The 22,220-nt window shown below is 41.1% G+C and carries 16 protein-coding genes and 1 other RNA gene; 9 read left to right on the top strand and 8 right to left on the bottom strand.

Annotation, left to right across the window (positions count from 1 at the left end):
- Positions 1-57: 57 nt before the first annotated feature.
- Positions 58-3,489, bottom strand: a complete 3,432-nt coding sequence (locus I4Q58_RS00625; RefSeq protein ID WP_203292689.1) for a M36 family metallopeptidase — start codon at positions 3,487-3,489, stop codon at positions 58-60.
- Between the two features lie 219 nt (positions 3,490-3,708).
- Between I4Q58_RS00625 and I4Q58_RS00630 the strand changes: the two genes are divergently transcribed.
- Complete coding sequence (locus tag I4Q58_RS00630) at positions 3,709-4,242, top strand: RNA polymerase sigma factor (protein WP_203292703.1); 534 nt, start codon at positions 3,709-3,711, stop codon at positions 4,240-4,242.
- Positions 4,243-4,245: 3 nt separating this feature from the next.
- The gene (locus tag I4Q58_RS00635; RefSeq protein WP_203292705.1) at positions 4,246-5,037 is read left to right on the top strand and encodes an anti-sigma factor; all 792 of its coding nucleotides are present in this window, start codon (positions 4,246-4,248) and stop codon (positions 5,035-5,037) included.
- A 132-nt stretch (positions 5,038-5,169) separates the two neighbouring features.
- Here I4Q58_RS00635 and I4Q58_RS00640 read toward each other — a convergent pair whose 3' ends face one another.
- From I4Q58_RS00640 to I4Q58_RS00650, 3 genes are all read right to left on the bottom strand, one after another.
- Positions 5,170-6,456 (bottom strand): tetratricopeptide repeat protein, encoded by a 1,287-nt coding sequence (locus I4Q58_RS00640; RefSeq protein WP_203292707.1) that lies wholly within the window; start codon positions 6,454-6,456, stop codon positions 5,170-5,172.
- Between the two features lie 74 nt (positions 6,457-6,530).
- Positions 6,531-7,154: a DUF4331 family protein gene (locus I4Q58_RS00645; RefSeq protein ID WP_203292709.1), complete on the bottom strand. Its 624-nt coding sequence runs from the start codon at positions 7,152-7,154 to the stop codon at positions 6,531-6,533.
- A gap of 30 nt (positions 7,155-7,184) precedes the next feature.
- Positions 7,185-7,877, bottom strand: a complete 693-nt coding sequence (locus tag I4Q58_RS00650) for a DUF4331 family protein (protein ID WP_203292711.1) — start codon at positions 7,875-7,877, stop codon at positions 7,185-7,187.
- A gap of 147 nt (positions 7,878-8,024) precedes the next feature.
- Here I4Q58_RS00650 and I4Q58_RS00655 point away from each other — a divergent pair, with 147 nt between their 5' ends.
- Positions 8,025-9,248: an LETM1-related biofilm-associated protein gene (locus I4Q58_RS00655; protein WP_203292713.1), complete on the top strand. Its 1,224-nt coding sequence runs from the start codon at positions 8,025-8,027 to the stop codon at positions 9,246-9,248.
- Positions 9,249-9,279: 31 nt separating this feature from the next.
- Here the strand turns inward: I4Q58_RS00655 and ffs are convergent.
- Positions 9,280-9,378, bottom strand: an RNA gene (ffs, locus tag I4Q58_RS00660) — signal recognition particle sRNA small type.
- An 88-nt stretch (positions 9,379-9,466) separates the two neighbouring features.
- On the opposite strand from ffs, the gene I4Q58_RS00665 reads away from it, so the two are divergent.
- Positions 9,467-10,519, top strand: coding sequence for a glutaminyl-peptide cyclotransferase (locus I4Q58_RS00665; RefSeq protein WP_203292715.1), 1,053 nt, complete (start codon positions 9,467-9,469; stop codon positions 10,517-10,519).
- 4 nt (positions 10,520-10,523) lie between these two features.
- On the opposite strand, the gene I4Q58_RS00670 is transcribed toward I4Q58_RS00665, so the two are convergent.
- From I4Q58_RS00670 to I4Q58_RS00680, 3 genes are all read right to left on the bottom strand, one after another.
- The gene (locus tag I4Q58_RS00670; RefSeq protein ID WP_203292717.1) at positions 10,524-11,315 is read right to left on the bottom strand and encodes a DUF6503 family protein; all 792 of its coding nucleotides are present in this window, start codon (positions 11,313-11,315) and stop codon (positions 10,524-10,526) included.
- 70 nt (positions 11,316-11,385) lie between these two features.
- Positions 11,386-12,948 (bottom strand): T9SS type A sorting domain-containing protein, encoded by a 1,563-nt coding sequence (locus I4Q58_RS00675; RefSeq protein ID WP_203292719.1) that lies wholly within the window; start codon positions 12,946-12,948, stop codon positions 11,386-11,388.
- Between the two features lie 86 nt (positions 12,949-13,034).
- Positions 13,035-14,516, bottom strand: a complete 1,482-nt coding sequence (locus I4Q58_RS00680) for a T9SS type A sorting domain-containing protein (protein ID WP_203292721.1) — start codon at positions 14,514-14,516, stop codon at positions 13,035-13,037.
- Positions 14,517-14,594: 78 nt separating this feature from the next.
- Between I4Q58_RS00680 and I4Q58_RS00685 the strand changes: the two genes are divergently transcribed.
- The 5 genes from I4Q58_RS00685 (at position 14,595) to I4Q58_RS00705 (ending at position 22,219) form a co-directional block, all read left to right on the top strand.
- Positions 14,595-15,398: a TrmH family RNA methyltransferase gene (locus tag I4Q58_RS00685; RefSeq protein WP_203292724.1), complete on the top strand. Its 804-nt coding sequence runs from the start codon at positions 14,595-14,597 to the stop codon at positions 15,396-15,398.
- A gap of 33 nt (positions 15,399-15,431) precedes the next feature.
- Positions 15,432-16,664, top strand: a complete 1,233-nt coding sequence (locus I4Q58_RS00690) for a M48 family metallopeptidase (protein WP_203292726.1) — start codon at positions 15,432-15,434, stop codon at positions 16,662-16,664.
- 951 nt (positions 16,665-17,615) lie between these two features.
- Positions 17,616-19,424: a mechanosensitive ion channel family protein gene (locus I4Q58_RS00695; RefSeq protein ID WP_203292728.1), complete on the top strand. Its 1,809-nt coding sequence runs from the start codon at positions 17,616-17,618 to the stop codon at positions 19,422-19,424.
- A 110-nt stretch (positions 19,425-19,534) separates the two neighbouring features.
- On the top strand, positions 19,535-21,739 hold the full coding sequence (locus tag I4Q58_RS00700) for a RelA/SpoT family protein (protein ID WP_203292730.1): 2,205 nt from the start codon (positions 19,535-19,537) through the stop codon (positions 21,737-21,739).
- 24 nt (positions 21,740-21,763) lie between these two features.
- Complete coding sequence (locus I4Q58_RS00705; RefSeq protein ID WP_203292731.1) at positions 21,764-22,219, top strand: Fur family transcriptional regulator; 456 nt, start codon at positions 21,764-21,766, stop codon at positions 22,217-22,219.
- The last annotated feature ends 1 nt before the right edge of the window (position 22,220 follow it).

Genomic DNA, 22,220 nt, shown 5'->3' on the forward strand with positions numbered 1-22,220 from the left:
CCAAACTAAAAAAGCGCCCCTGGATGAGGGGCGCTTTTTAATATATAAAATGGCGAATTATTTCTTGATGATTCGTTTCACCATTTGTCTATTCTCTGAAGAAATTTGAACAAAATACATACCATTTGCAAAGGCATCCATGGCTATGGTAGATTCTGTTGCCATCTCGCGTAAGTCGACAGTTTGAATAACACGACCTTTCACATCGATAACCGTTGCCTTCAACAACTTCTCGTTACTTCTGTTTAGAATCGTAAGCGTTCCTGAAGTAGGGTTCGGGTATAACTCGATCGCTTCTTCCATAGAAACATCAGCAATGTCCAATTGGTCCTGTACAGTAATTACAAAAGTACAAGTAGCAACATTTCCTGCCTCATCGATAGCCGTTACCGTAATGGTATTTTCACCTAAAGGAAGTTCTGTCCCTGCAACTGGGTCTTGTGTTATCGTGGGCTCCGCAGTACAATTATCGGTAGCTGTAGCCTGAGTTGTGTAATCTGTAAGCGTATATACTTCGCCTTCATCAATAATTACGGTATCATTATCAGGACATGTTACTTCGGGTAGCTCTGTTTCAACAGTAACAGGAGTAGCTGTTCGAGACGCTAAACATCCTTGATATGCTGTGACATCGATATCATCGTTTGCCACTCCGAAATCGGATGGTAAACAAGTATTGCTCCAATCTGAAGCAGAATCAGTATCTCCCGATCTTCTAAACGAATTATCGCAGTTTGCCAGTAGGTTTGCGCCAGCACCCGTCCAATCTAAGTCGGCTGCCGTGATATTAAACCCATTGACCGTGATATCCAATTGGTTGATTTCGGTTTCACTAAAATTCCAGAAAACGGAATCAACTACATTTCCTTCTGTATCGATAACGATGATCCACCCGGTACCGTCGTTATCCCACCATAGGTTATCGCCCCAATAGCCTGCTCCGCCACTATCGTTATAGGTTACCACAGAATTTGCCTCCATAAATCCTAGTTCCTGTGTGGAGGAGTTAACCGAGTTGATATTTGAATATGGTTCATCACTCGCAATTACTGTATACCCAGTATAATCCTTAGCCAGTCCGACATTTTGAATTTCCAAACGGTCTGGTGTTTCTAGGGTGACTTCAGAAATTACCAATTTAGAAAGCTCAACATCTGGATTTTCCTGAGCGTATACGGTTGTTGAAGCAGTTGGTGTAAACGTATAACTCTCACCTTCGGCTAGTAATGTACCGCCGAATTCGGCATCGTACCATCCAATAATATTATTGGAATCTACGGGAGTAGCCGTTACCGTTACCTCATCGCCTGGACAGTAATCAGATACTCCTACCGTTGCAGGACTATCAGGTACGGCTAATACTTCAATAGAATCGGTATCTGAAGAAGCAGTAGTACACAACGATTCTGGTACAGTATACGTAATATCATGAACACCAACGCCGGCTGCAGAAGGATCGAACGTATACGTTAATCCGTTACCGTCATCAGTTACGCCTGGACCGCTGTAAACACCTCCTATTGGTAGTCCACCGCCAAGTTCTGTTAAAATATCTGAGCTTGCACAAACATCTGCTGGTGCTGAAAACTCAGCTTCAGATGGCGGAAGGTCGAAAGCTTCGGTACCATCGCTACGGCTAAAGGAAGAACCTTGATTAGCGCTGTAGCCTAATCCTCTTTTTGCAAAAGCTTCCCATAATAAACATTGATTTGCACCACCATACAGTACTTCGTCGGCTGCTATAATGGCATCTCGTCCATCCACAAACCCTGGACTACAAGGCTGTAGCTTCATACCTTCAGTTACGATGGCCATGGCCATAATATTTCCGGCATCCTGATTAACGTCGCCGGTGAAATTGTAAATATCTTCATCGAATCCGTGTTCATCGATAAGTGCCCACGTAACTTCCCAAAGCATAGATGCCCAAACAGAGCCTACTCCGTGCGGAACGGAAGCCGATTGGATAAAGTCATATGTTTGTGGGTTTACACCCATATCGGTAGTGTAGGGAAAATCACGGATTCCATTTCCTCCTGGCCCTTGGTCGAAAAGATAGGTTCCTACGGGTCTTGCATCGGTTCCTGTATCTCCAGGTTGAATGGTCATCATGGTACCATACCAATCGCTCCATCCTTCACCCATTTGTTCGGTATTTTGAAGACAACCCGCTTCTAAGGCTCCGCCTGTCAAGCGATTTGAGATTCCATGTCCGTACTCGTGTACTATAACGAGGTTATCAAAATCGCCGTCCTTGTCGCTACAAGTATACATCTGCATTTGCGGATTACTACCGTCTGGAGGTGTACCGAAGTTTGCATTACAGGTACCAGAGGCATCCTGGGCTTCAGCATTTACTGAGTCGGAAGCGTTTCCACCATTCCCATAATTGTTTTCCTGAAAGTTTCCAGAAGCTTCATCAAAGCCATATTGGTGCAACACATCATGGATAATATTGTTCCAATAAAAAAGATTCGTGATCGCAGCATCCTCATACTGATTCGAGAAAGAATAATTTTGGTCGAATGGATAGCCTGTAAAATCCAAGTTGGAGCCTCCATCAGGTTGGTAGCCCGGATTGTCGCCATCTTCATACGCATTTACATTGTTTCCACGCGTAGTAGTGAATTCGGCGCCAGCGCTTCCATTTGTATCGTGCCATCCGAAGGGTGACGAAGAAACATCGGCAGGAAGCGTTTCAATAGTTCTAGTTGTAAAGTAAGGGCTTTCAAAAGGAATAGCGATTACCTCATAACATTCCGTGCAACCAGAAGCTTCTACTAGTTCCTCATAATTTGGGATATCGAAAAGATTTTTATTGTAATCTAGCTTTTCTTCGGTAGCATGATCATGATCGAACGAACAGCTAACAATCCAATTCGCTTGATCTATTATGATTCCCGAAGCGGCGTCCACTCGTACATTCCACCAATCGTGTTGATCGGCAGCTTGGATTGAAATATCCCAGCTAAGAATTAATTCGTTGTTAGTATTTCGTTGGTATACCAGTTTCGCTGGAATAGCACTTAGGGAAATACCTCCGTCTGAAAGCACTACGTTACCTTCGTTAGTACGTTCGAGTACTGTGAAGTCTTCAGAAATACTATATCCTAGTTGTGCCGCCGCAGATTGAACTGCTTGTACAGCAGTTAGGGATGCGACATTTGTTGTAACGCGTTGATTTGAATTTTTAATAAATTTATTAGAAGCAGAAATTGTTCTACCATCGGAGGTAACATGAATACTTGATTCAGTTCCTACAACGGGTATACCATCGATTGCTTGCTTGAAGTAGATATGTTCTATACCACTTGCTGAGCTGATATGGCTACTGGTAATTTGGTATTCCAAATCTGAACGATTCAATTCGTTGTTTTCCAATAGCGCGTCAAATTGAGCTGTAAGAGCCTTTCGATTATCCTGTGCTTTTAGGGATATACTGCTAACGAGCAGCAATCCTGTCAGGATCCATAGCGTATTTTTTTTCATAAATTAAGTTTGGATTAACAGAAACTTCACAAATCTACCAAATTTCAATAGGTAATCAAACATCTTCAGTTAAATACCTTCATTTGTAAGAATATTTCAGCATTTGTTCAAATTATTACGTTTTTAAAAAATTTGTTGGGAAAAATTTAGTATTCTCATTTTTTCCAAGCCCGTGTAAACTCTCTATATTTACGCAATTTGCAATTTAGTATATCAGGTATGACGCAACCTAACGAACTCATTCAACAATTTCAGGCAGGGGACCAGAAAAGTTTTTCAAGATTATACACCATGTATTCCGAAGCCCTGTTTGGAATCATTTTCAGTGTGGTCCATGAAGAAACTACTTCAGAGGAAGTACTTCAGGACACCTTTATCAAAATCTGGGATAATCGTGAAAGCTACGATATCGACAAGGGACGATTTTTCACTTGGATGCTAAATATAGCACGCAACACGGCCATCGATAAGACCCGTTCCAAGGATTATAAAAACAGTAGAAAAAACCTACATCCCGAAAACTTCGTAGATATTTTTGAAACTACAGATTCCCTGAACAGAAAGACAAACACCATAGGCATTAAAAAGTTTATCGATGTCTTAAAGCCGGTGTGTAAGAAGTTGATTGACCTACTAATTTTTAAAGGATTTACGCATAAGGATGCCGCAAAGGAAATGGAAATTCCATTAGGTACCCTTAAAACTAAAAATAGAGCCTGTTTAAAGGAATTGAGAACTGTTGTGTTACGATAAATTATGACTGCTGAAGAATTAAGAGAATCAGGATTATTAGAGCTATATGTTAGTGGCTCCTTAAGCGCCGAAGAGAAGCGAGAGGTGGAGGAACACCTACGCGAGCATCCCGAGCTTATTCGGGAGGTGGAGGAAATTGAAACTTCCATTATCTCTCTTGCTGAAAGCCTGTCACCCGCATTGCCTGCATTGATATGGTCTTCGATTATTGAACGTATTGGAGGTATTAGAACACTTCCGAAAGAAGATACTAGTACCAATTGGGGTGCCATTACGGGATGGGCAGCTGCCATATTGTGTATTGCAGGAATTTTCTGGATGTTGAACAAGAATAATTCCTTACGCGATTCGTTGCAAAAATCTGTTACGGAGACGACCGTCCTACAAGAAGAAAAGGAGGCTATTCAATCTGATCTTGCCGAGGCAGAAGAGGTGCTATCTATTATTCGATCGAAAGATTTCCGTGAAGTTACGCTTCCCGGTAACCAAGCCGTCGCTCCCAATGCCTATGCAAAGGTATATTTTAATAAAAAAGATAAAAAGGCTTATATAGATGCCACCGGACTGCCGACGCCTCCCAAAGGAAAGGTTTATCAGGTTTGGTCGCTTACCATGGAGCCACTTACGCCAACCAGTATGGGATTGTTGGACAATCTAGAGACCTCTCCTCAGAAGCTATACGAGTTTGAAGAACTTCCAGAAACGGAAGCCTTCGGAATTACACTCGAACCAGAAGGTGGTAGCGAGACGCCTACACTCGAACAGCTATATACGTTAGGCCAAGTACAACCATAAAAAAAACATCCCCCAAATCTGGGGGATGTTCAACTAACAAAAAAACCCTGAAAAAACCGGTTTAATTAGAATTATGAAATGACCAACATTTCAAGATTCTACTATATGTACGAAGGAAAATTCCCTCTGGTTTTATAAATCCCTAATTTTTTTTGAAACCACCGGTCCAACTTCAAAACGTGCTCCTAATAACTCCTCTTTCAATGGGGTTACCTTTTCCTTCATTCCATTCGCTTTATATACCCGAGCACTTGTAAAAAGCGCTGTTGGCTCGTAAGTCTTGCCTTCAACATGCTTCTGTATTATGGACAACGCCGCTTCCTTGTTACCATTTTCAAGTTGCGCCAGCGCCAATAGCTGATATGTTTCTGGTGTCGCCCGATGGCTTACTTCTTCTCTAGCCAACGATAAGGCCTGTACCGGATCGGTAGCCGCTAAATATTCGATTAGGTAGGTATTGTACATATCGCCATAGCCTTCTTCCATAGCCATTTCAATAAATTTCTTCTGACATTGTAATGCTTCGCTGGGTGCATTTTCAAATTCTGCCATCTCCGCTTTCAACAACCAATAGTCTGGAGCTCTCCTCGTTTCCATAACTGAATCTATAATTCTATTGGCTTCTTCCGAATTTTCTTCATAGGAATACACAATCCAGGCAATGCTTTTCTTAGCATAAGCGTTATCTGGTTCAAGTTTGAGCGTTTTTAAATATAAATCGTAGGCTTCCTCTATCCTACCAGCATGTCCGTAGAAATCGGCAAGATTAGTATAGCTCCAAACCATAAGCGGCTTTCTGTTTGAAGCTTTCGCAATATCCTTCGCTTGTTCCATATACTTTATTGCCGAATCGAGATCACCTTTATAATCGCTCCATTTTGCCAGTCGGATTAAATAGTTGAAATCGCTCATATCCTTAATGGAGCCTAGAAATTCATTGGCCTTACTGTAATTACCCAATTCCATATGAACATCGTATAGCATCATCTCTGTGGCCTTCTTATTATCTGGGTAGGAATACGCACTATCCAACATTGTTTTGGCTTCTTTAAAACGGTGCTGCGAGATATAATTCTTTGCAATCGACCGAAAATAGCCATCGCGGCCACGTCCAGCATTTGCTAAAGCTTGCTGTAGAAGCTTTTCTGAAGTTTGAAGCGCCTTTACATCGCCAGTCGCCTGAAAAAATCCTTCATACTCGCCGGCAAGTTTGCTTAAGGCTACGATTTGTGTGGAATCCCTTTCGAGCCTATCTGACCAAAATTTCTGGTTTTGTTCGATGCGATCTTTGGTGGGAGTGTTGGTAGCCAGATATCCTTCATAATCATTCTTAGCCGTTACCTGTTCGGTATGTTTCGTGTCACTACACGAATTTAGCAATGCAATAAGAAAAAGGGTGAGATATAGTTTCTTCATCATATTAGGTTTTAAATAAAAAAGAGAACTTGTAACAAAGTTCTCTTTTTAAAATTATTCAAACACATAATGTGTCTTTAATTAGCTGCTACAACATATGGGAATGAAGCTGAAAAATTAGCATCATTGCTATCCACAAAGTCGGACGTTAGCATTGGGTTCTCTGAACCGTCTGGACCTCCGAAGATGAGCAATAATGAGATATCAATAACATCATCCTGCAACGTTCTACCGGTTAATACCTGTGTTCCATTGAAATACGATGTAGTTCCGGTTTCAGCTACCCAAAGTACATCGCTAGCCAATACGGTCGTAAAGGTAGTCGCATCTAATCCAAGTGCATTTGTTGTATATCCAGGATTTAACGATAGTAACTTATTTTCAAAGTCTGGCTGAAATTGAGACTGCATGTTGGATGGAGTTGTAACATTGAATTCATCCTTCATACCATCGGTACCAAAAACGGTATTAATCCCTGGTCGTCCCATTTGGTCTTCTTGGGCATATGTTCCTTCAAATGCCGTAGCACAAGGTCCACAAGCGGTTCCGCCGCAATCAACGCCTGTTTCATCGCCATTCTGAATACCATCATTACAAGTAGCATCCGCTATTATTACATTATCATCGTCATCAGAGCATTGTACAAAGGCCAATGAGGCTACCAATGCTATTGAAATGGTTATATATTTTGAAAATTTCATATTCGATATATTTTTAAATTTTGTTTCAGTTTATTGCTTTCTCTTCGATTCTACCCACGTGTTATAGATTGGGGTATCAGGCATTAGTGGATTGGCTCCAGTAGCTCCTGGCCCTAACATTGATTTAGGTACTTCAACCACTACAGAAAGCACATTGGTTCCCGCAAAAGTATCGGTTCCTGGATCTTCAAAGCCATCGGAATTTCCCGCTACCACTTCGTTATATTGGTCGAAATCAAAATAGAACGGATCTTCACGAGGTCCTGCAAAAAACATCATACCATTGTTCTCGGCGGTTTCCACGCTATCGACTGTTGAAATTTTTACGCTGTTTCGTACCGCATCGGTATCGATGACACTTGTAAGTCCGGTGTTATTACTTCCCGTTTGGACTGGACCAAAGAAATACATCGAATCGTTTCTGCGAATCATCTGTATTACCAAATCTTCAACAAGGTCATTATCCCTATCAATATTGATTTCCAACAATACGTTTTCATCAAACTCTGCTTGATCAGTACTTCCAGGGGCTAACAGTCCTTGAACATTTGTTACGAATACCAAGTTATCGGTATTCTGGCCTTGGAAGGCGTAAAAGTCCGTAATGTCAGATTCGCTTCCCGCTACCGCTGGCGCATCGATGTGATCGGCGGCAACAAAAATAGCTGCCACAACTACTATCCCGATTCCGGCAATAGCTGCTAATAGTTTCGTTCTTTTCATAGTTTTTGGTTTATTGATTATTTTTATCTTCACCTATAGTTACGCTTAAAATACAGCTATGGTTTTCCAATGCGTGTTAATCTTGTGTTAACCCTTGGTTTTTATAATTTTGACTTCTTTGTAACTTCGTACTAAATATACTCCTTTATGAATCCTTCGGCATCGGGCTGGATCCCTAAATTCTTGTTTTTGTTGAAGGAAGGTTCACTGACATTCGAATTTGATACCAATCAGGATTTTTATAGGAAGCTTCGCACTACTGGATTTTTATATGGGTGGTCCGTTTCGACTGTAACTGAAGGTGTCTTCACACAAATTTCTCCCACAAAAGAAGAATTGACCAAGATCAATCTTCTTTCAAGTCTTTTATTTGTTCACAATACGGACCGAATCTTGAAAGATCCTGCAGCGGCTATTATCCAATTGGTAACTTTTTATAAGGAATTGGATAAAGAACATAGAAGTTGGCTTCAGCTTTTTCAACTTCGTCAGCAGCCTTCTACTACCTTAGAAAAAATCTTATCTGCACGATTACATGAGCGAAGTTGGATGGAGAAGAAAAATGTAACCTCACTCCTCACTTACACCTTACTATTTTTAGATGTGTTACGGTATGAGGACTATTTGCGTAATGACAATTCGATTAGCGAATACTCCAAGTTATTGGAAAGCAGCGTTATAAATTGTTGTTATTTGGCATTACGGTCCAAAAAACAAAAAAGGAAATACGATCATCTTCTAATCGATTTATTTGAATCATCTTCCGAATATCTCACCGAAAAAACCACGGGGATGGAGATCGTTACCCTAGAACACGTTGGATATCTCTCTGACGCTGATTACCTAACGCGACTGTTTATCCTAGAGGTTTGCTGTTTGGCGGTTTGGGATGATCGGAAGATTGATGAAAAAGAAGCTCAGTTTTTAGGCGAGTTAGCTGAACTACTCCAACTTCCTCTTGAAATGGTTGGTCAATGTCTCGAATATCTAAAACAGTTTTCCGACAAACACGCCACTAAGATTAGTCTGTTTGAATACGACCACCCTGTTAAGCAATTGTATAAAGAATCGTCTCAAACCGTGCGTTTACTGATCATTCGAAACCAAAAACGGTTGCGAAAGGAATTGGAAGAAAGCGGCGAATTATTGGTATTGTTGAGTCAGAGTACCATTCGCGATCTTTCCAAAGATGAGAAAAGGCAAGTCCGCGAACAATTGTTGGACATATGTAAAAGTATTCCCTCCCTAACGGTATTTTTATTGCCTGGCGGTTCCTTGCTCTTACCATTGCTTATAAAATTCATTCCAGAATTGCTTCCGTCGGCCTTTCAAGAGAATCGTATTTCAAAAGGAAAAAAAGGGAAAGCGTAGGATAACGAAACCTTCGAAAAAAGGCATAAAAAAATGGCAAGCTACCTACATCGCACCGCTACGACCGTTTACCCTTGCTGCGTTCCCGCCCTGGGGGATTCAACGGGAGCTGGTCGTGTAGGACTTGCCGATGCAAAGATACGGGATTTTCAATGTTTCACAAGTGGTTTTTCCTTCAAATTTTAATAGCTATCTTGCCAACAAAAGAACCTATTTTAATGAGACCTGCTATCTTATTTAGTATCACCCTACTAACACTGCTGCTTCACTCCTGCGGCGATGAGCGACTTCCTGAAGACACCTTTCAGCTTCGGATCGCAAATGCACAAACCACTTATAAACCTTCCAATACATTGAAGGTTTCCATCGATTCCAAACAACAAGCTACAATAGACTCCATTCAATATTCATTCGATGGCACTTCAATTTCAGCAAATACTGCTAATACTGAAGTTGAGATTCCTTTGGCTCAAGAAAAACTGGGCAAGCGTAAGCTTACCGCTACAATATTTTCTGAAGGTGAATCCTACGAAGCACAAACTGAAATTACGCTACTTTCGCCTGTAAAGCCTACACTCTATTTGTATGAAATTCTTGAGACATATCCCCATGACCCGCAGGCGTATACACAGGGATTGGAATTTGAAAACGATACCTTGTATGAAAGCACCGGTAGACGCAAATACTCAAGCCTTCGAAAAACGGATTATAAAACAGGAGAGGTTATTTCTAAAATTGACTTAGACGATCAATATTTTGGTGAAGGGTTGACCATAATGAACAATACGCTGTATCAACTTACATGGCAATCGGGGAAAGGATTTGTGTATTCGCTACAGCCTTTTGAACAGATAGATTCCTTTGTTTATAACAAAAGTAAAGAAGGATGGGGCCTTTGCAACGACGGAAAGCTGTTGTATAAAAGTGACGGTACCGAGCGTATTTGGACGCTTGACCCGAAAACCCTGGAAGAACAGTCTTATATTGAAATTTATACCAATACGAGTCGTATTCCTAGAGTGAATGAATTAGAGTGGGTGGAAGGGAAAATTTATGCGAATGTCTACCAACAAGGCTCTATTGCTATCGTGAATCCAGCATCAGGCGCGGTGGAAGGCGTCATCGATTTGACCGATCTTATCGATAACGTTACAGCCACTCCCGATCGCGACGTCCTAAATGGAATTGCCTATAAAGGTGAAAAAGATATTTTATATATCACTGGGAAGAATTGGGACAAGCTCTTTAAAGTCCGTATCTATCCGAAATAACCGATTATCTAGGTACTACTTCGGCACTATCAGGTTTTTTAAAAACGGAGGGTTCCAGCTCGGTTTCAGTAATGGACCTATTTAGAAAGGTAATCGAATTTCGCTTTACCTTTGGCTTATTCCCTTCCACCGTATACCAACTAATCGTTTTTGGCAGTAGTAAGCCGTTTACGGGTTTCCATTCATCATATTTTACGAAGTGCCAATCGCCGCTTTTAATGTTATTTCGATAGGTAACCGTATACCCTACCCATTCCATACGATGCGTTTCAGGATCTGAATACAAAATATATTCATCGCGAGAAGAATCGCCTATTCCATCCTCATAGGAAATTTTAAAAGCGTTGTACTTTTCGCCGAGCAATTCATGTATGCCTAAAGGGGTATAAACGATTCCTTCATCGGCTAGTACAAATGGCATCGCATAGAAATAGAACATCAAGTTATGATAAAAGCGAGCATTGCCTTGATATCCATAGTCCTCATGGTTTAGCAACCACACCGCTTCCCCATCGTAACCGATGGCCCAGGCGGATGTTTCAATCTTGGTAAGCCGTTTTGGCAACGAGACCGTATGGGTTTCATCTACACCTGGCACTTCAATAAAGAAACAAAGGTTCTTCATCCTTTTCCAACGGTCAAGGCCGCCGTGCGCATCAAAAACCTTGGATAAATTTTCAGGAAACTGTTCTGCAGGAGTAGTGTCTGGGTCCGCTTCAACACCCGATTCGGTTTCAAAATTTTTACAGGAAACAACTATTATAATTAAGAATGATAGGGATAGAATTCTTCTCATAAAAAATGAAATCAGAATCCTTAAAACTAATCATTTCTAAGTATCGTCCCTACAAATATGCTTAGATTAACTATTGTTTCACAACTTTGAAGGTTTGGGAAGCCCCATCCATTTCTACCGTAATAAAATACAGCGCGGCAGGCAGAGCCGAAAGATCTAACTTATTCATGTTTTCCTCACCTTTCATCACCATTATTAATTGGCCTTTCATGTTTACAACAGCAATACGTTGAATATGATGTGTTTTGCTTTCGATAGTCAATATTTCTTGAAACGGATTAGGATACACTTGAAGCGATCTTATACCTGTTTCCGAGACCGACATTACAAACCCAACTTCCGGATCCAAAAAATCTGGAATACCATTAGAATTTGTATCATCGTCTAAGGGATTCCCATTTTGGTTATAATCTTCATATTTGGTGAGAATTCCGTCATCGTCATCATCATTGTCCAAATAGTTTTCTAGCCCATCGCCATCGGTATCTATAGCATCCTGAGGACCAAATCCAGCACCAATGCCCAAAATCTCAATGCTTGTGTTTACGGAATCGTTATCATCATCTGGATCAAGAAAGTCGGGGATCCCGTCATTATCGGAATCCGTACTAGATAAAAATCCATTTCCAACATAGTCCTCTTCTCCATTCATGATCCCGTCATTATCGGAATCGGCCAAGCAACTCACTAAGTCCAAAGTCACTTCGGAAATATCATAAAGACCATCGCTATTTTCAACCCTAGCATAAATAATTTCAGGATTTTGGGAATTTTGATAAGGGCTAATTAATGCATTTACGTTATCACTTGCATCTAGAAATGTAGCATGATAGGTCACCATCACATCGGTTTGGTTATCGATTACAAATGGTGTAATCATGGGCAAATCAAAATTCTCAACACCATCATCTTCTGCATCGCAAATACTTATGGTAGCGTCGAAAGCCTCAACGGTTGTGCCTTGATAATAGGAAAAGCTCCATGCTTCATTCGTAGTTTCCCAAGGTGAGTTGGAAGTGTTTCTTCCTGGAGCTGCAAGCCCTTGATTACCATCACTATTAATAATCCCTACAACAGCTTTACCACCATTCCATGCAGTACAGGCTGGTTTATCTGCAATATATACTTCGATAGTATTAGTTGTTTCATAAAGAACTACTTGAAAGGTTACTATAAATTCATTACATGAAATTGAGTATAATACCTGATTATTGAAATTACAAACAAAACGTCTATTTGGTGCCGTGCCATATATGCCATAGGTAATTTCACTATCTGGGTTTACACCGCCATCCATATCTGTATATACAGGGAAAATACTATTTAGAATAGGGAACTCGGGATTCGGCACGTCATCGTCGAAATTCCATTCACAATTTCCTCCTGCTAGGTTAAAATCGAAACTCAACACCCCATTGGTACCTATAATAATCTGATTGTACTGGTTACCATAAAAATTAAAATCAAACCCAATATCTATCTCATCCGTGAAGAAGTCGTCAATATTTGCTACACTTACTCCTTGACTAGGCGAATTAGGAGGATTATATCCAATGGACTGTACTGTATAGTCCTGAGCATAAAAAAAATGGGTTGATATAATGTATAATAAAAGAAGTGAAAATCTTTTCATAATTTAATAAATGAGTGAAAAATGAAATCGTCTCTTCAAGTTTCTATCAATGCTGGACGACGCAAATTTATATTTTTTTATTTGAGTTACTTTTTGACAATTCGGTATACGTCTGTTGTTTCTTTTGTTTCCATCATTATAAAATAAAGTGCGGCTGGTAGTTTAGAAAGATCGACCTCAATATTACCTGTTCCCTCGATACGCTGATCATGAAATACATTTTGACCCTCCACTGTAAATACCGAAATGGTCACAACAGCATTTGGCACTCCTTGAATGTAGCATTTCGAATTGGTCGGATTAGGATATACAGTTATAGTATTCGAAAGGATATCGTCAATCCCTAATGTGACGCCCATATCCAAAAAGTCGGGTATATCGTTGTTGTTGGTGTCATCGTCTAAAGGATCTCCATTGTTGTTATAATCTTCATTTTCTGTCAATACCCCGTCACCATCATCGTCTTCATCCAAATAATTTTCAACGGCATCGGAATCGGTATCGATAAACTCATAGCTGTTCGGACCAAACCCAGCACCAATACCCGTTATTTCAGTAATGGTTGGCACCAAATCGCCATCGTCGTCTTCATCCAAATAATTGGGTGTGCCATCCCCATCGGTATCATCATCGGTTAGGTCACCGTTATTATTAATATCCTCCAATACATCAGATACCCCATCGTTATCGGCATCTTCGGCGCCTTCAACCATGATAGTAAAAGAGGTAAGAGAATAACAGCCGTATTCAATTTCTTCTACTCGCGCAAAAATCTGCTGCGGATTGGCACTATTGGTATAGGCCTCAGGGGTAGCGATAGCATTTGTTCCATTTTCTGCGTCTGCCAAGGTTTCAAAATACAAGATTTGATGTGTTATTGGGTCCAATCCGGCTAAAATGAGAGCATCATTCTGGGTGAGGTCGAACACCTCTATTCCGTCGTTCCCAACATCCTCGAGTATAAGATCGTCAGCTTCTCCCAATGGCCACGACAGCGAAACCTGCAAACCTAATTCAACGATTTCAAAACATCCGGTACTACTATCTTCCACTCGAGCCCATACGACATCCATAAAAGGATTGTCATTTAAATATGGAGAAGGCAGTTCAAACAAATCATTTTCAGCATTTAAAATCGCACCATGATAGGTTACCTCAACACCTGGAGCGCCACCACTGATTTCATCCGATTTTAAATCCAAATCAAAAGAGGTAAAACCGTCATTGTCGGGATCACACGCTACCAAAGGTGTTGGTATATTTATCAATGGCAATGGAGAAAATGCCAGAACCAATTCATCGGTACAGGTCGTATTGCCATCGCTTACTTCAACAGTATAGGTTCCGCCAGTTGTAACTGAAAGTGTTGGCATTGTTTCATCGCTAATTTCAATAGCATCCTTAAACCATATATACGTATCACTGGAATCTCCTGTATCAGCATCCAATACAATTGTTTCACCTTCACAAGCATTTATATCCGGCCCAAGGTCTACGGGACAGTCCATTGCAACAGCATTAGAAATTGAAAAAACAAAAAGTATTGAATAGAGTAGTTTTTGAATCATATTGACGAAATTTGTGGCAAAATAACAACTAACACTTTACCATACATGCTGTTATGTGTTAATTTTTTTTTTGACCTCATGAATAAAAAAATTTCCAGCCTTCAAAACCCGACCGTCAAACAATTCAGATTGTTACAAGAAAAGTCGCGGGAGCGACGAAAGACCGGATTGTTTCCAATTGAAGGGGTACGTGAAATCGGTTTAGCAATAAAAGGTGGGTATCGTATTCAAACCATTTTTTTTTCACCAGAAATAATCGAAGTACAAAAGTTGAATGAACTGATTGCGATGATTTCTTCGAAAGTGGAACAGATTGAAGTATCGGAAGAAGTATATGCATCTCTTGCTTACAGAGGTTCCACGGAAGGTGTTCTGGCCTTGGTTGAAAGCAAGCCCCATAATCTTGAAACCCTTCAACTTTCCCCAAATCCATTGGTGCTTATTGCTGAAGCACCCGAAAAGCCTGGAAATATCGGAGCTTTATTACGCACCGCCGATGCTGCTAACGTTGATGCGGTTATTATTGCAAACCCAAAGACCGATCTCTACAATCCAAACATTATTAGAAGTAGCGTTGGTTGTGTATTTACCAACAAAGTTGCCATGGGAAGTACTGCAGAAATTATCGCTTATTTGAAAGAGAACAACATCGCCATTTATTGCGCCGCGCTACAAGCCTCCATACCCTATCATACCTGCGACTATACCGAATCTTCAGCCTTAGTAGTGGGAACAGAAGCCACAGGACTATCGGACGAATGGCTAAAGGCGAGTACGCAAAATATCATCATTCCAATGCAGGGCGAAATAGATAGCATGAATGTTTCAGTAGCAGCAGGAATCCTTATCTTTGAGGCCAAACGACAGCGAGATTTCAAATAAAAAAACTGCAAATCGCCTCTTCACTACAACTGCATGACTCCAGAAACGCTATTCTACATCATCATCGGAATTTTAACGGTGAGTTTTATAATCGACCAAATTCTAGATGCTCTGAATGCCAAACATTTTGGCGACCCTATACCATCGGAACTGAGCGATGTGTATGATGAAGAAGCCTATCACAAATCCCAATCCTATAAAAAGGAACGCTATAAATTCGGAGTCATTACCGCAACGATTACGTTTTTAGGAACATTGGCTTTTTTCTTCTTCGACGGCTTTGCGTTTGTCGACAATCTGGCTCGGACCTTATCGGATAACGCTATTATCGTGGGCCTGGTTTTCTTCGGAATCATTCTCTTCGCAGGTGATATCTTGATGCTTCCCTTCAGTTATTACAGCACTTTCGTAATTGAAGAGAAATACGGTTTCAACAAAACCACCATCGCAACATTTTTTATGGATAAGGTGAAGGGTTGGTTGATGTTGGCTATGATTGGCGGCTCGCTTTTTGCCCTAATCATTTGGTTCTACCAAACAGTTGGGACCGACTTTTGGTGGTATGCCTGGGGAATGGTAACCGTATTTGTCGTTTTTATGAATCTTTATTACGCACGCTTGATTGTTCCCTTATTTAACAAACAGTCGCCATTGGAAGAAGGTTCCTTGCGCTCCAAGATTGAAGCTTATGCCCAACAAGTCGGATTTACCTTGGATAAGATTTTTGTGATCGACGGTTCTAAACGAAGTACGAAGGCTAATGCCTATTTCTCTGGCTTCGGACGAGAAAAACGAATCACGCTTTATGATACTTTAATAGATGACTTAGAAGAAGAGGAAATCGTGGCGGTGTTGGCCCATGAGGTTGGTCACTATAAACGGAATCACATTATTGTAAATCTTCTGGCTTCGATCATTACGACTGGCTTCACGTTTTGGCTATTATCTTTGTTTGTTGGTAATCCACTGCTTTCGGAGGCCCTGAATGTTTCGCAGCCTTCCTTCCATATTGGTTTAATCGCCTTTGGGGTGTTGTATAGTCCTATTTCGGAAATCACCGGACTTGTTATGAATTACCTTTCCAGAAAGTTTGAATACCAAGCCGACGATTATGCAAAAAACACCTATGCCGCAGCTCCATTAGTGGCTGGGTTAAAAAAACTTTCCAAAAACAATCTAAGCAATCTTACCCCGCATCCGGCGTACGTCTTTGCGCACTATTCGCATCCGCCATTGTTAAAGCGGTATCGGAATTTGGTGAGGTGAAGCTTTATGCTTTATGCTAAATTTGAATAAATTTCTTCTCTACAACAAATAACGTTACATTATAACTTTCTAATTCTATTGCCTTACTCCTACTTCAAAATCTGTCATTTGTGATTTGTGTTTTTCTTGGGCAATCCCTTCTCGCCCTATGCTCGTTCGGGCCGGGCTTTCGCTACTCGCTTTCCCGCAAAAGCGGAAAGAGCTCAAACACTTCGACAAGCTCAGTGTAAACAGGCCGCTCAATCCCTATTGCTTTTTTGGCATTTAGTTGATAGTCGCTAGTTGTCGGAAACAAATAGCTATTAATTTTTAGAACTAAGGATACTCTGGATAATTTAGCTCTTAGAGCAATCAACATCCCAGAACTAAAGTCTATGGACTATCGACTAAGTCTTCGCTTCTTTGTCCCTTTGCTTCTTTGCCACTTTGCCAAACAGCATCAACAGTATCAAATCACAAATTCCAAATCCCAAATTCCAAATCCCAAATTCCAAATTCCAAATTCCAAACTCCAAACTCCAAACTCCAAAAACCAATAGTTATAACCGATTCTTCTCAACTCCTAGACTCATAGACTTATAGACTCCTCCTCAACTTATTGCCTCATTTTCAAATTTGCTCCACAGCATCAAATCCCAAATCCCAAACTCCAAAAACCAATAGCTATAACCGATTCTTCTCAACTCTTAGACTCATAGACTTATAGACTCCTCCTCAACTTATTGACTGATTTTCAAATTTTCTCTACAGCATCAACAGTATCAATAGCATCAAATCCCAAATCACAAATCACAAATCCCAAATTCGAAATCGAAATCGAAATCGAAAATCGTAAATCGTAAATCGAATAGGCTCCCCCGCCATCAACCATCGACTGCATACTACATCCTCTTTCAATCCTAACATTCCTTTAGCGTTTCCGTACCCTCTTTTTCCGTATTTTATGGAATTATGAAAACACAACCAACCCAGCCAGGTCATTGGACCGCCTTTTTTACCTTTTTCTTCTTGTTATTCATATCCTTCGGATATTCTCAAAATGATTCTATTTCCAATCAAAAGGATACAACTTCAGAAAAGTCGCTTCCTTCAAAGGAGCCAATAGTTTCCGATGATGAGCAATACGCCTCCAATCCCTTTTCCGATTATAATGAAGCCTATTACAAAGTAGATCGCTTTAACGACCAGATTGGGCTTCCCCCTACCGAATACAACCTTCGTACGCCACAGGCAGCATTGGAGCATTTCATCATTCATGCTCGAAACGACGATTTTAAGACTGCTAGTTATGTGCTAAACCTAAATCTTCTTCCCACAACCCTAACCCATGAAGAGGCGGCAACATTGGCGGAAAAATTATATTTCGTTATAAATCAGCGGGTAAATATTGATTGGGATGGACTTTCGGACCGACCCGATGGACAAATTGATATTAGCACGACCACAAACAAGGCAATCGCTGGAAAACCACGTCGGAGTGTTGTCTTTGGTGAGGTTGTACTTAACGACCGTGATATCGTGATGCGCGTACAACGAGTTCGCTATAAGGAATTTGGTGCCTTTTGGGCTATTTCTGCCAATACGGTCGAAAATATAGAACCCCTCTATGCCGAGTATGGCCCTCGAAAGCTAGATCGAATGATGCCGGACTGGGCTCGCATTAAATGGCTTGGCTTTCCTGTCTGGAAATTGGTTGGAATTATCGTTATCCTTATCATATCATGGTTCTTTGGAAAGCTAATCACCCTCATCATAAAAAAGCTCCTTCAAAACTCTGATCGCATTTGGCTTCGTCATATTGCAAGCAAGCTGTCAAAACCAGCTGGTGTACTATTCGGGACACTCCTGTTTTATATTTTATTGGACAATCTACTCTCTCTTTCAGGAGGCTTTGCAGACATCGTATATACCAGTTTGATAATTCTGATAATCGGTTCCATCACCTGGTTTGTAACGAAATTTGTAGATTATTTAATGACCTATATCGCCGAAAACAAAATCGGCGATGTTTCGGAGGAAACCAACGAGGAGGCACGAAAAATGCTCACCTATATCTCCGTCGCTCGACGGGTGGTAACGTTTTTAGTCGTCGTAATAGGTGGATATATCATCATTTCACAATTTAGAGCCTTAGAAAAAGTAGGTATCTCCCTCTTGGCTTCTGCGGGAGTCGCAACCGTTGTATTGGGTATTGCAGCACAAAGTACCCTTGGAAATTTTATCGCCGGACTGCAAATAGCCATCACCAAACCCGTTCGGGTAGGTGATACTGTCATTATCAAGGAAGACTGGGGGAATGTAGAGGAAATCGGCTTCACCTATATGGTCGTTCGCACCTGGGATTTACGACGTTTAGTAGTTCCGTTGAAATATGTAATCACGAATATTTTTGAAAATTGGTCAATGACGAGTTCCCACCAAATCAGACCGATTATCCTTCATGCTGATTATAGGGTGAAGGTATCTAAAATCCGTTCAAAGTTTGAAGAACTGTTGAAAGCTTCAGACGATTGGGACGAAGACAATCCGCCGGTTGTTGAAGTGGTCGATACTTCCGAAGAAAGCATCCAAATCCGTGCGCTCTGTAGCGCCAAGGATGCGCAGACCACTTGGAAACTTCACTGTAAGCTACGCGAAGAATTAGTTGACTATATCAGCGAACTCGAAGATGGCTTATTCCTTACCAGAACTCGTGTAGATGTCGCAAAAGCAGAAGACATCAAGAAAAAACGAGAGGCTTCAAAGAATGACGATTCATGAATCTTGAGCATTAAATAGTTTCTTTTTCAACCTAAGTTTTTCATATCTTTCCATCACCGATTGGCGCAACTTTTGTTGATTGTTCCTGTAGGAAATTGTACCTTTAATTTATGACTGAAGCCGTACTGGAAGCCGAAAAAAAGCAGCTCGCAAAAGAGTATAAGGAGTTGCTCCGAATTAGCTATCGCACTCTTTCCGAGGAAGATAAAAAGCTGATACGGAGTGCTTTCGACGTGGCTGTCGATGCCCATAAGGACCAACGTAGGAAAAGTGGTGAAGCATATATCTTCCACCCTATCGCCGTTGCTAAAATCGTCGCTTCCGAAATTGGCCTCGATGCTACCTCCATTGCTGCCGCCTTACTGCACGATGTTGTAGAAGACACCGAATATTCCTTAGCCGATCTCGAACAAATGTTCGGAGAAACGGTGGCGCGGATTGTGGACGGACTGACGAAGATTTCGAACATGCCGTACGATAAGGATGTTTCCCTTCAGGCCGAAAACTTCAGAAAGATGCTGCTCACCCTCAATGAGGATATTCGAGTCATTATAATTAAGATTGCCGACCGTTTGCATAACATGCAAACCATGGAAAGCATGCCACCCCACAAACAGGTGAAGATTGCTTCAGAAACACTCTATATTTACGCTCCCCTCGCCCATCGTATTGGGTTGTACAACGTTAAAACGGAACTTGAGGACTTAGGATTGAAATATACCGAACCTGAGGTGTATGAAGATATTCATAGTAAAATCAAGGAAAGTAAAGAACAACAGGACGCGTATATCGAAGAGTTTTCTAATATTCTGAAAAACTCTCTCAATGCGGAAGGCTTAGAGTATGAAATTAAAGGGCGACCAAAATCCATTTACTCGATTCGCCGAAAAATGGTGAAGCAAAATGTGGCCTTCGATGAAGTATACGACAAGTTTGCAGTTCGAATCATTTATAAAAGCAAACCAGAAAACGAGAAGTTCTTCGCCTGGAAAATATACAGTATCGTTACCGACCACTTTAGACCGAACCCAACCCGCCTTCGCGATTGGATTTCTTCTCCTAAATCCACTGGCTATGAAGCCTTGCACATTACCGTTATGGGACCAAAAGGCCGTTGGGTGGAAGTGCAGATTCGGAGTCAACGAATGAATGAAATAGCAGAAAAAGGCTACGCCGCCCATTACAAATACAAAAACAACGAACAAGATGATGGGGGTCTCGACCAATGGTTATCGAAACTTCAGGAAACGCTTGAAAACAGCGAGATAAGTGCCATCGACTTTGTAGAGGAATTCAAATTGAACCTATACGCCAAGGAAATCTTTGTCTTTAGTCCGAAAGGCGATCTTTTCTCGTTGGCGAAAGGTGCCACCGCTTTGGATTTTGCTTTCGCAGTACATACAGAAGTCGGGCTTCACACCCGTGGAACCAAGGTGAACGGTAAACTAGTACCGCTTAGTCACGAACTAAGCAGTGGTGATCAAGTAGAAATAATTACTTCAGAAAAAAGCAAACCTACCGCCAACTGGTTGAACTACGCCACAACCGGTAAAGCACGTTCGAAAATCAAATCCTCACTCAAGGAAGAACGCAAACGTATTGCTGCCGATGGTAAGGAAATCCTGAAGCGTAAGCTTCGTTCCCTTAAGATTGAACTGAACGAAAAGACGGTCAACCAACTGGTAAGCTTCTTCAAGTTGAAGACGAGTTTAGATCTTTTCTACCGCGTAGGAGCTGGTATTATCGATAATCAAAAGTTGAAGGATTTCGCCGCTTCACGAAGCAATGCACTGGTTAGCTTCTTCAAGAATAGAATTCGAAAACCTGCTAATAAGGAAGAAGTCGATAAGGAAGAAATTACCGAAAAATACGATCAGCTTGTCTTTGGCAAGGAAGAAGAACGGTTGGATTACAATATGGCAAATTGTTGTAACCCGATTCCTGGCGACGATGTGTTCGGCTTTGTTACTGTGAATGATGGCATAAAGGTTCACAAAAAGAACTGTCCGAATGCGTTGCAACTTCAAAGCAATTACAGCTACCGTATCATGCCTGCCCAATGGATCGATAGCACACAGCGCGACTTTAAGTCGGAATTGATCATTACCGGTATCGACGCCGTCGGACTCGTAAATGAGGTTACCAAGGTAATTTCAAACAACCTTCACATAGATATGAAGAGCGTTCACTTCGATAGTAACGATGGCGTGTTCAACGGAAAGATTACTGTGGTGGTAAACAATAAGAATACCTTGAACAACCTTGTGGAACGCATCAAAAAAATTAATGGAATCGACAAAGTGACCCGCGTATAAAAATCGTACCTTTGCCCTTTCAATATGAGCGCGAAAACCCAACAGAATAACCAAGCCATCGTCAAGAATGTCTTTACGACCTTTCTTGAAGAAAAAGGGCATCGCAAAACGCCGGAACGCTACGCTATCCTTCAGGAAATTTATGATCATGAGGATCACTTCGACATCGAGTCGCTGTACATCAACATGAAAAATAAAAACTATCGCGTGAGCCGGGCGACCCTGTACAATACTATCGAATTATTGCTAGAGTGCGGATTGGTACGCAAACATCAGTTTGGTCAGAATCAGGCACATTACGAAAAGAGCTATTTCGACAAACAGCACGATCATGTTATCCTAAGCAATGGCGAGGTAATCGAATTCTGTGATCCGCGCATTCAATCTATCAAAAAAACAATCGAAGAGGTTTTCGATATCGAGATTTCCCACCATTCTCTTTACTTCTACGGAAACCGAAAAGACCAAAACCAAGACTAAC

The organism is Luteirhabdus pelagi, assembly GCF_016827595.1.
Classification (GTDB): Bacteria; Bacteroidota; Bacteroidia; order Flavobacteriales; family Flavobacteriaceae; genus Luteirhabdus; species Luteirhabdus pelagi.

Coding starts and splice junctions, on each gene's coding strand:
- I4Q58_RS00625 (WP_203292689.1), bottom strand. CDS start 3,489: ATGAAAAAAAATACGCTATGGATCCTGACAGGATTGCTGCTCGTTAGC.
- I4Q58_RS00630 (WP_203292703.1), top strand. CDS start 3,709: ATGACGCAACCTAACGAACTCATTCAACAATTTCAGGCAGGGGACCAG.
- I4Q58_RS00635 (WP_203292705.1), top strand. CDS start 4,246: ATGACTGCTGAAGAATTAAGAGAATCAGGATTATTAGAGCTATATGTT.
- I4Q58_RS00640 (WP_203292707.1), bottom strand. CDS start 6,456: ATGATGAAGAAACTATATCTCACCCTTTTTCTTATTGCATTGCTAAAT.
- I4Q58_RS00645 (WP_203292709.1), bottom strand. CDS start 7,154: ATGAAATTTTCAAAATATATAACCATTTCAATAGCATTGGTAGCCTCA.
- I4Q58_RS00650 (WP_203292711.1), bottom strand. CDS start 7,877: ATGAAAAGAACGAAACTATTAGCAGCTATTGCCGGAATCGGGATAGTA.
- I4Q58_RS00655 (WP_203292713.1), top strand. CDS start 8,025: ATGAATCCTTCGGCATCGGGCTGGATCCCTAAATTCTTGTTTTTGTTG.
- I4Q58_RS00665 (WP_203292715.1), top strand. CDS start 9,467: ATGAGACCTGCTATCTTATTTAGTATCACCCTACTAACACTGCTGCTT.
- I4Q58_RS00670 (WP_203292717.1), bottom strand. CDS start 11,315: ATGAGAAGAATTCTATCCCTATCATTCTTAATTATAATAGTTGTTTCC.
- I4Q58_RS00675 (WP_203292719.1), bottom strand. CDS start 12,948: ATGAAAAGATTTTCACTTCTTTTATTATACATTATATCAACCCATTTT.
- I4Q58_RS00680 (WP_203292721.1), bottom strand. CDS start 14,516: ATGATTCAAAAACTACTCTATTCAATACTTTTTGTTTTTTCAATTTCT.
- I4Q58_RS00685 (WP_203292724.1), top strand. CDS start 14,595: ATGAATAAAAAAATTTCCAGCCTTCAAAACCCGACCGTCAAACAATTC.
- I4Q58_RS00690 (WP_203292726.1), top strand. CDS start 15,432: ATGACTCCAGAAACGCTATTCTACATCATCATCGGAATTTTAACGGTG.
- I4Q58_RS00695 (WP_203292728.1), top strand. CDS start 17,616: ATGAAAACACAACCAACCCAGCCAGGTCATTGGACCGCCTTTTTTACC.
- I4Q58_RS00700 (WP_203292730.1), top strand. CDS start 19,535: ATGACTGAAGCCGTACTGGAAGCCGAAAAAAAGCAGCTCGCAAAAGAG.
- I4Q58_RS00705 (WP_203292731.1), top strand. CDS start 21,764: ATGAGCGCGAAAACCCAACAGAATAACCAAGCCATCGTCAAGAATGTC.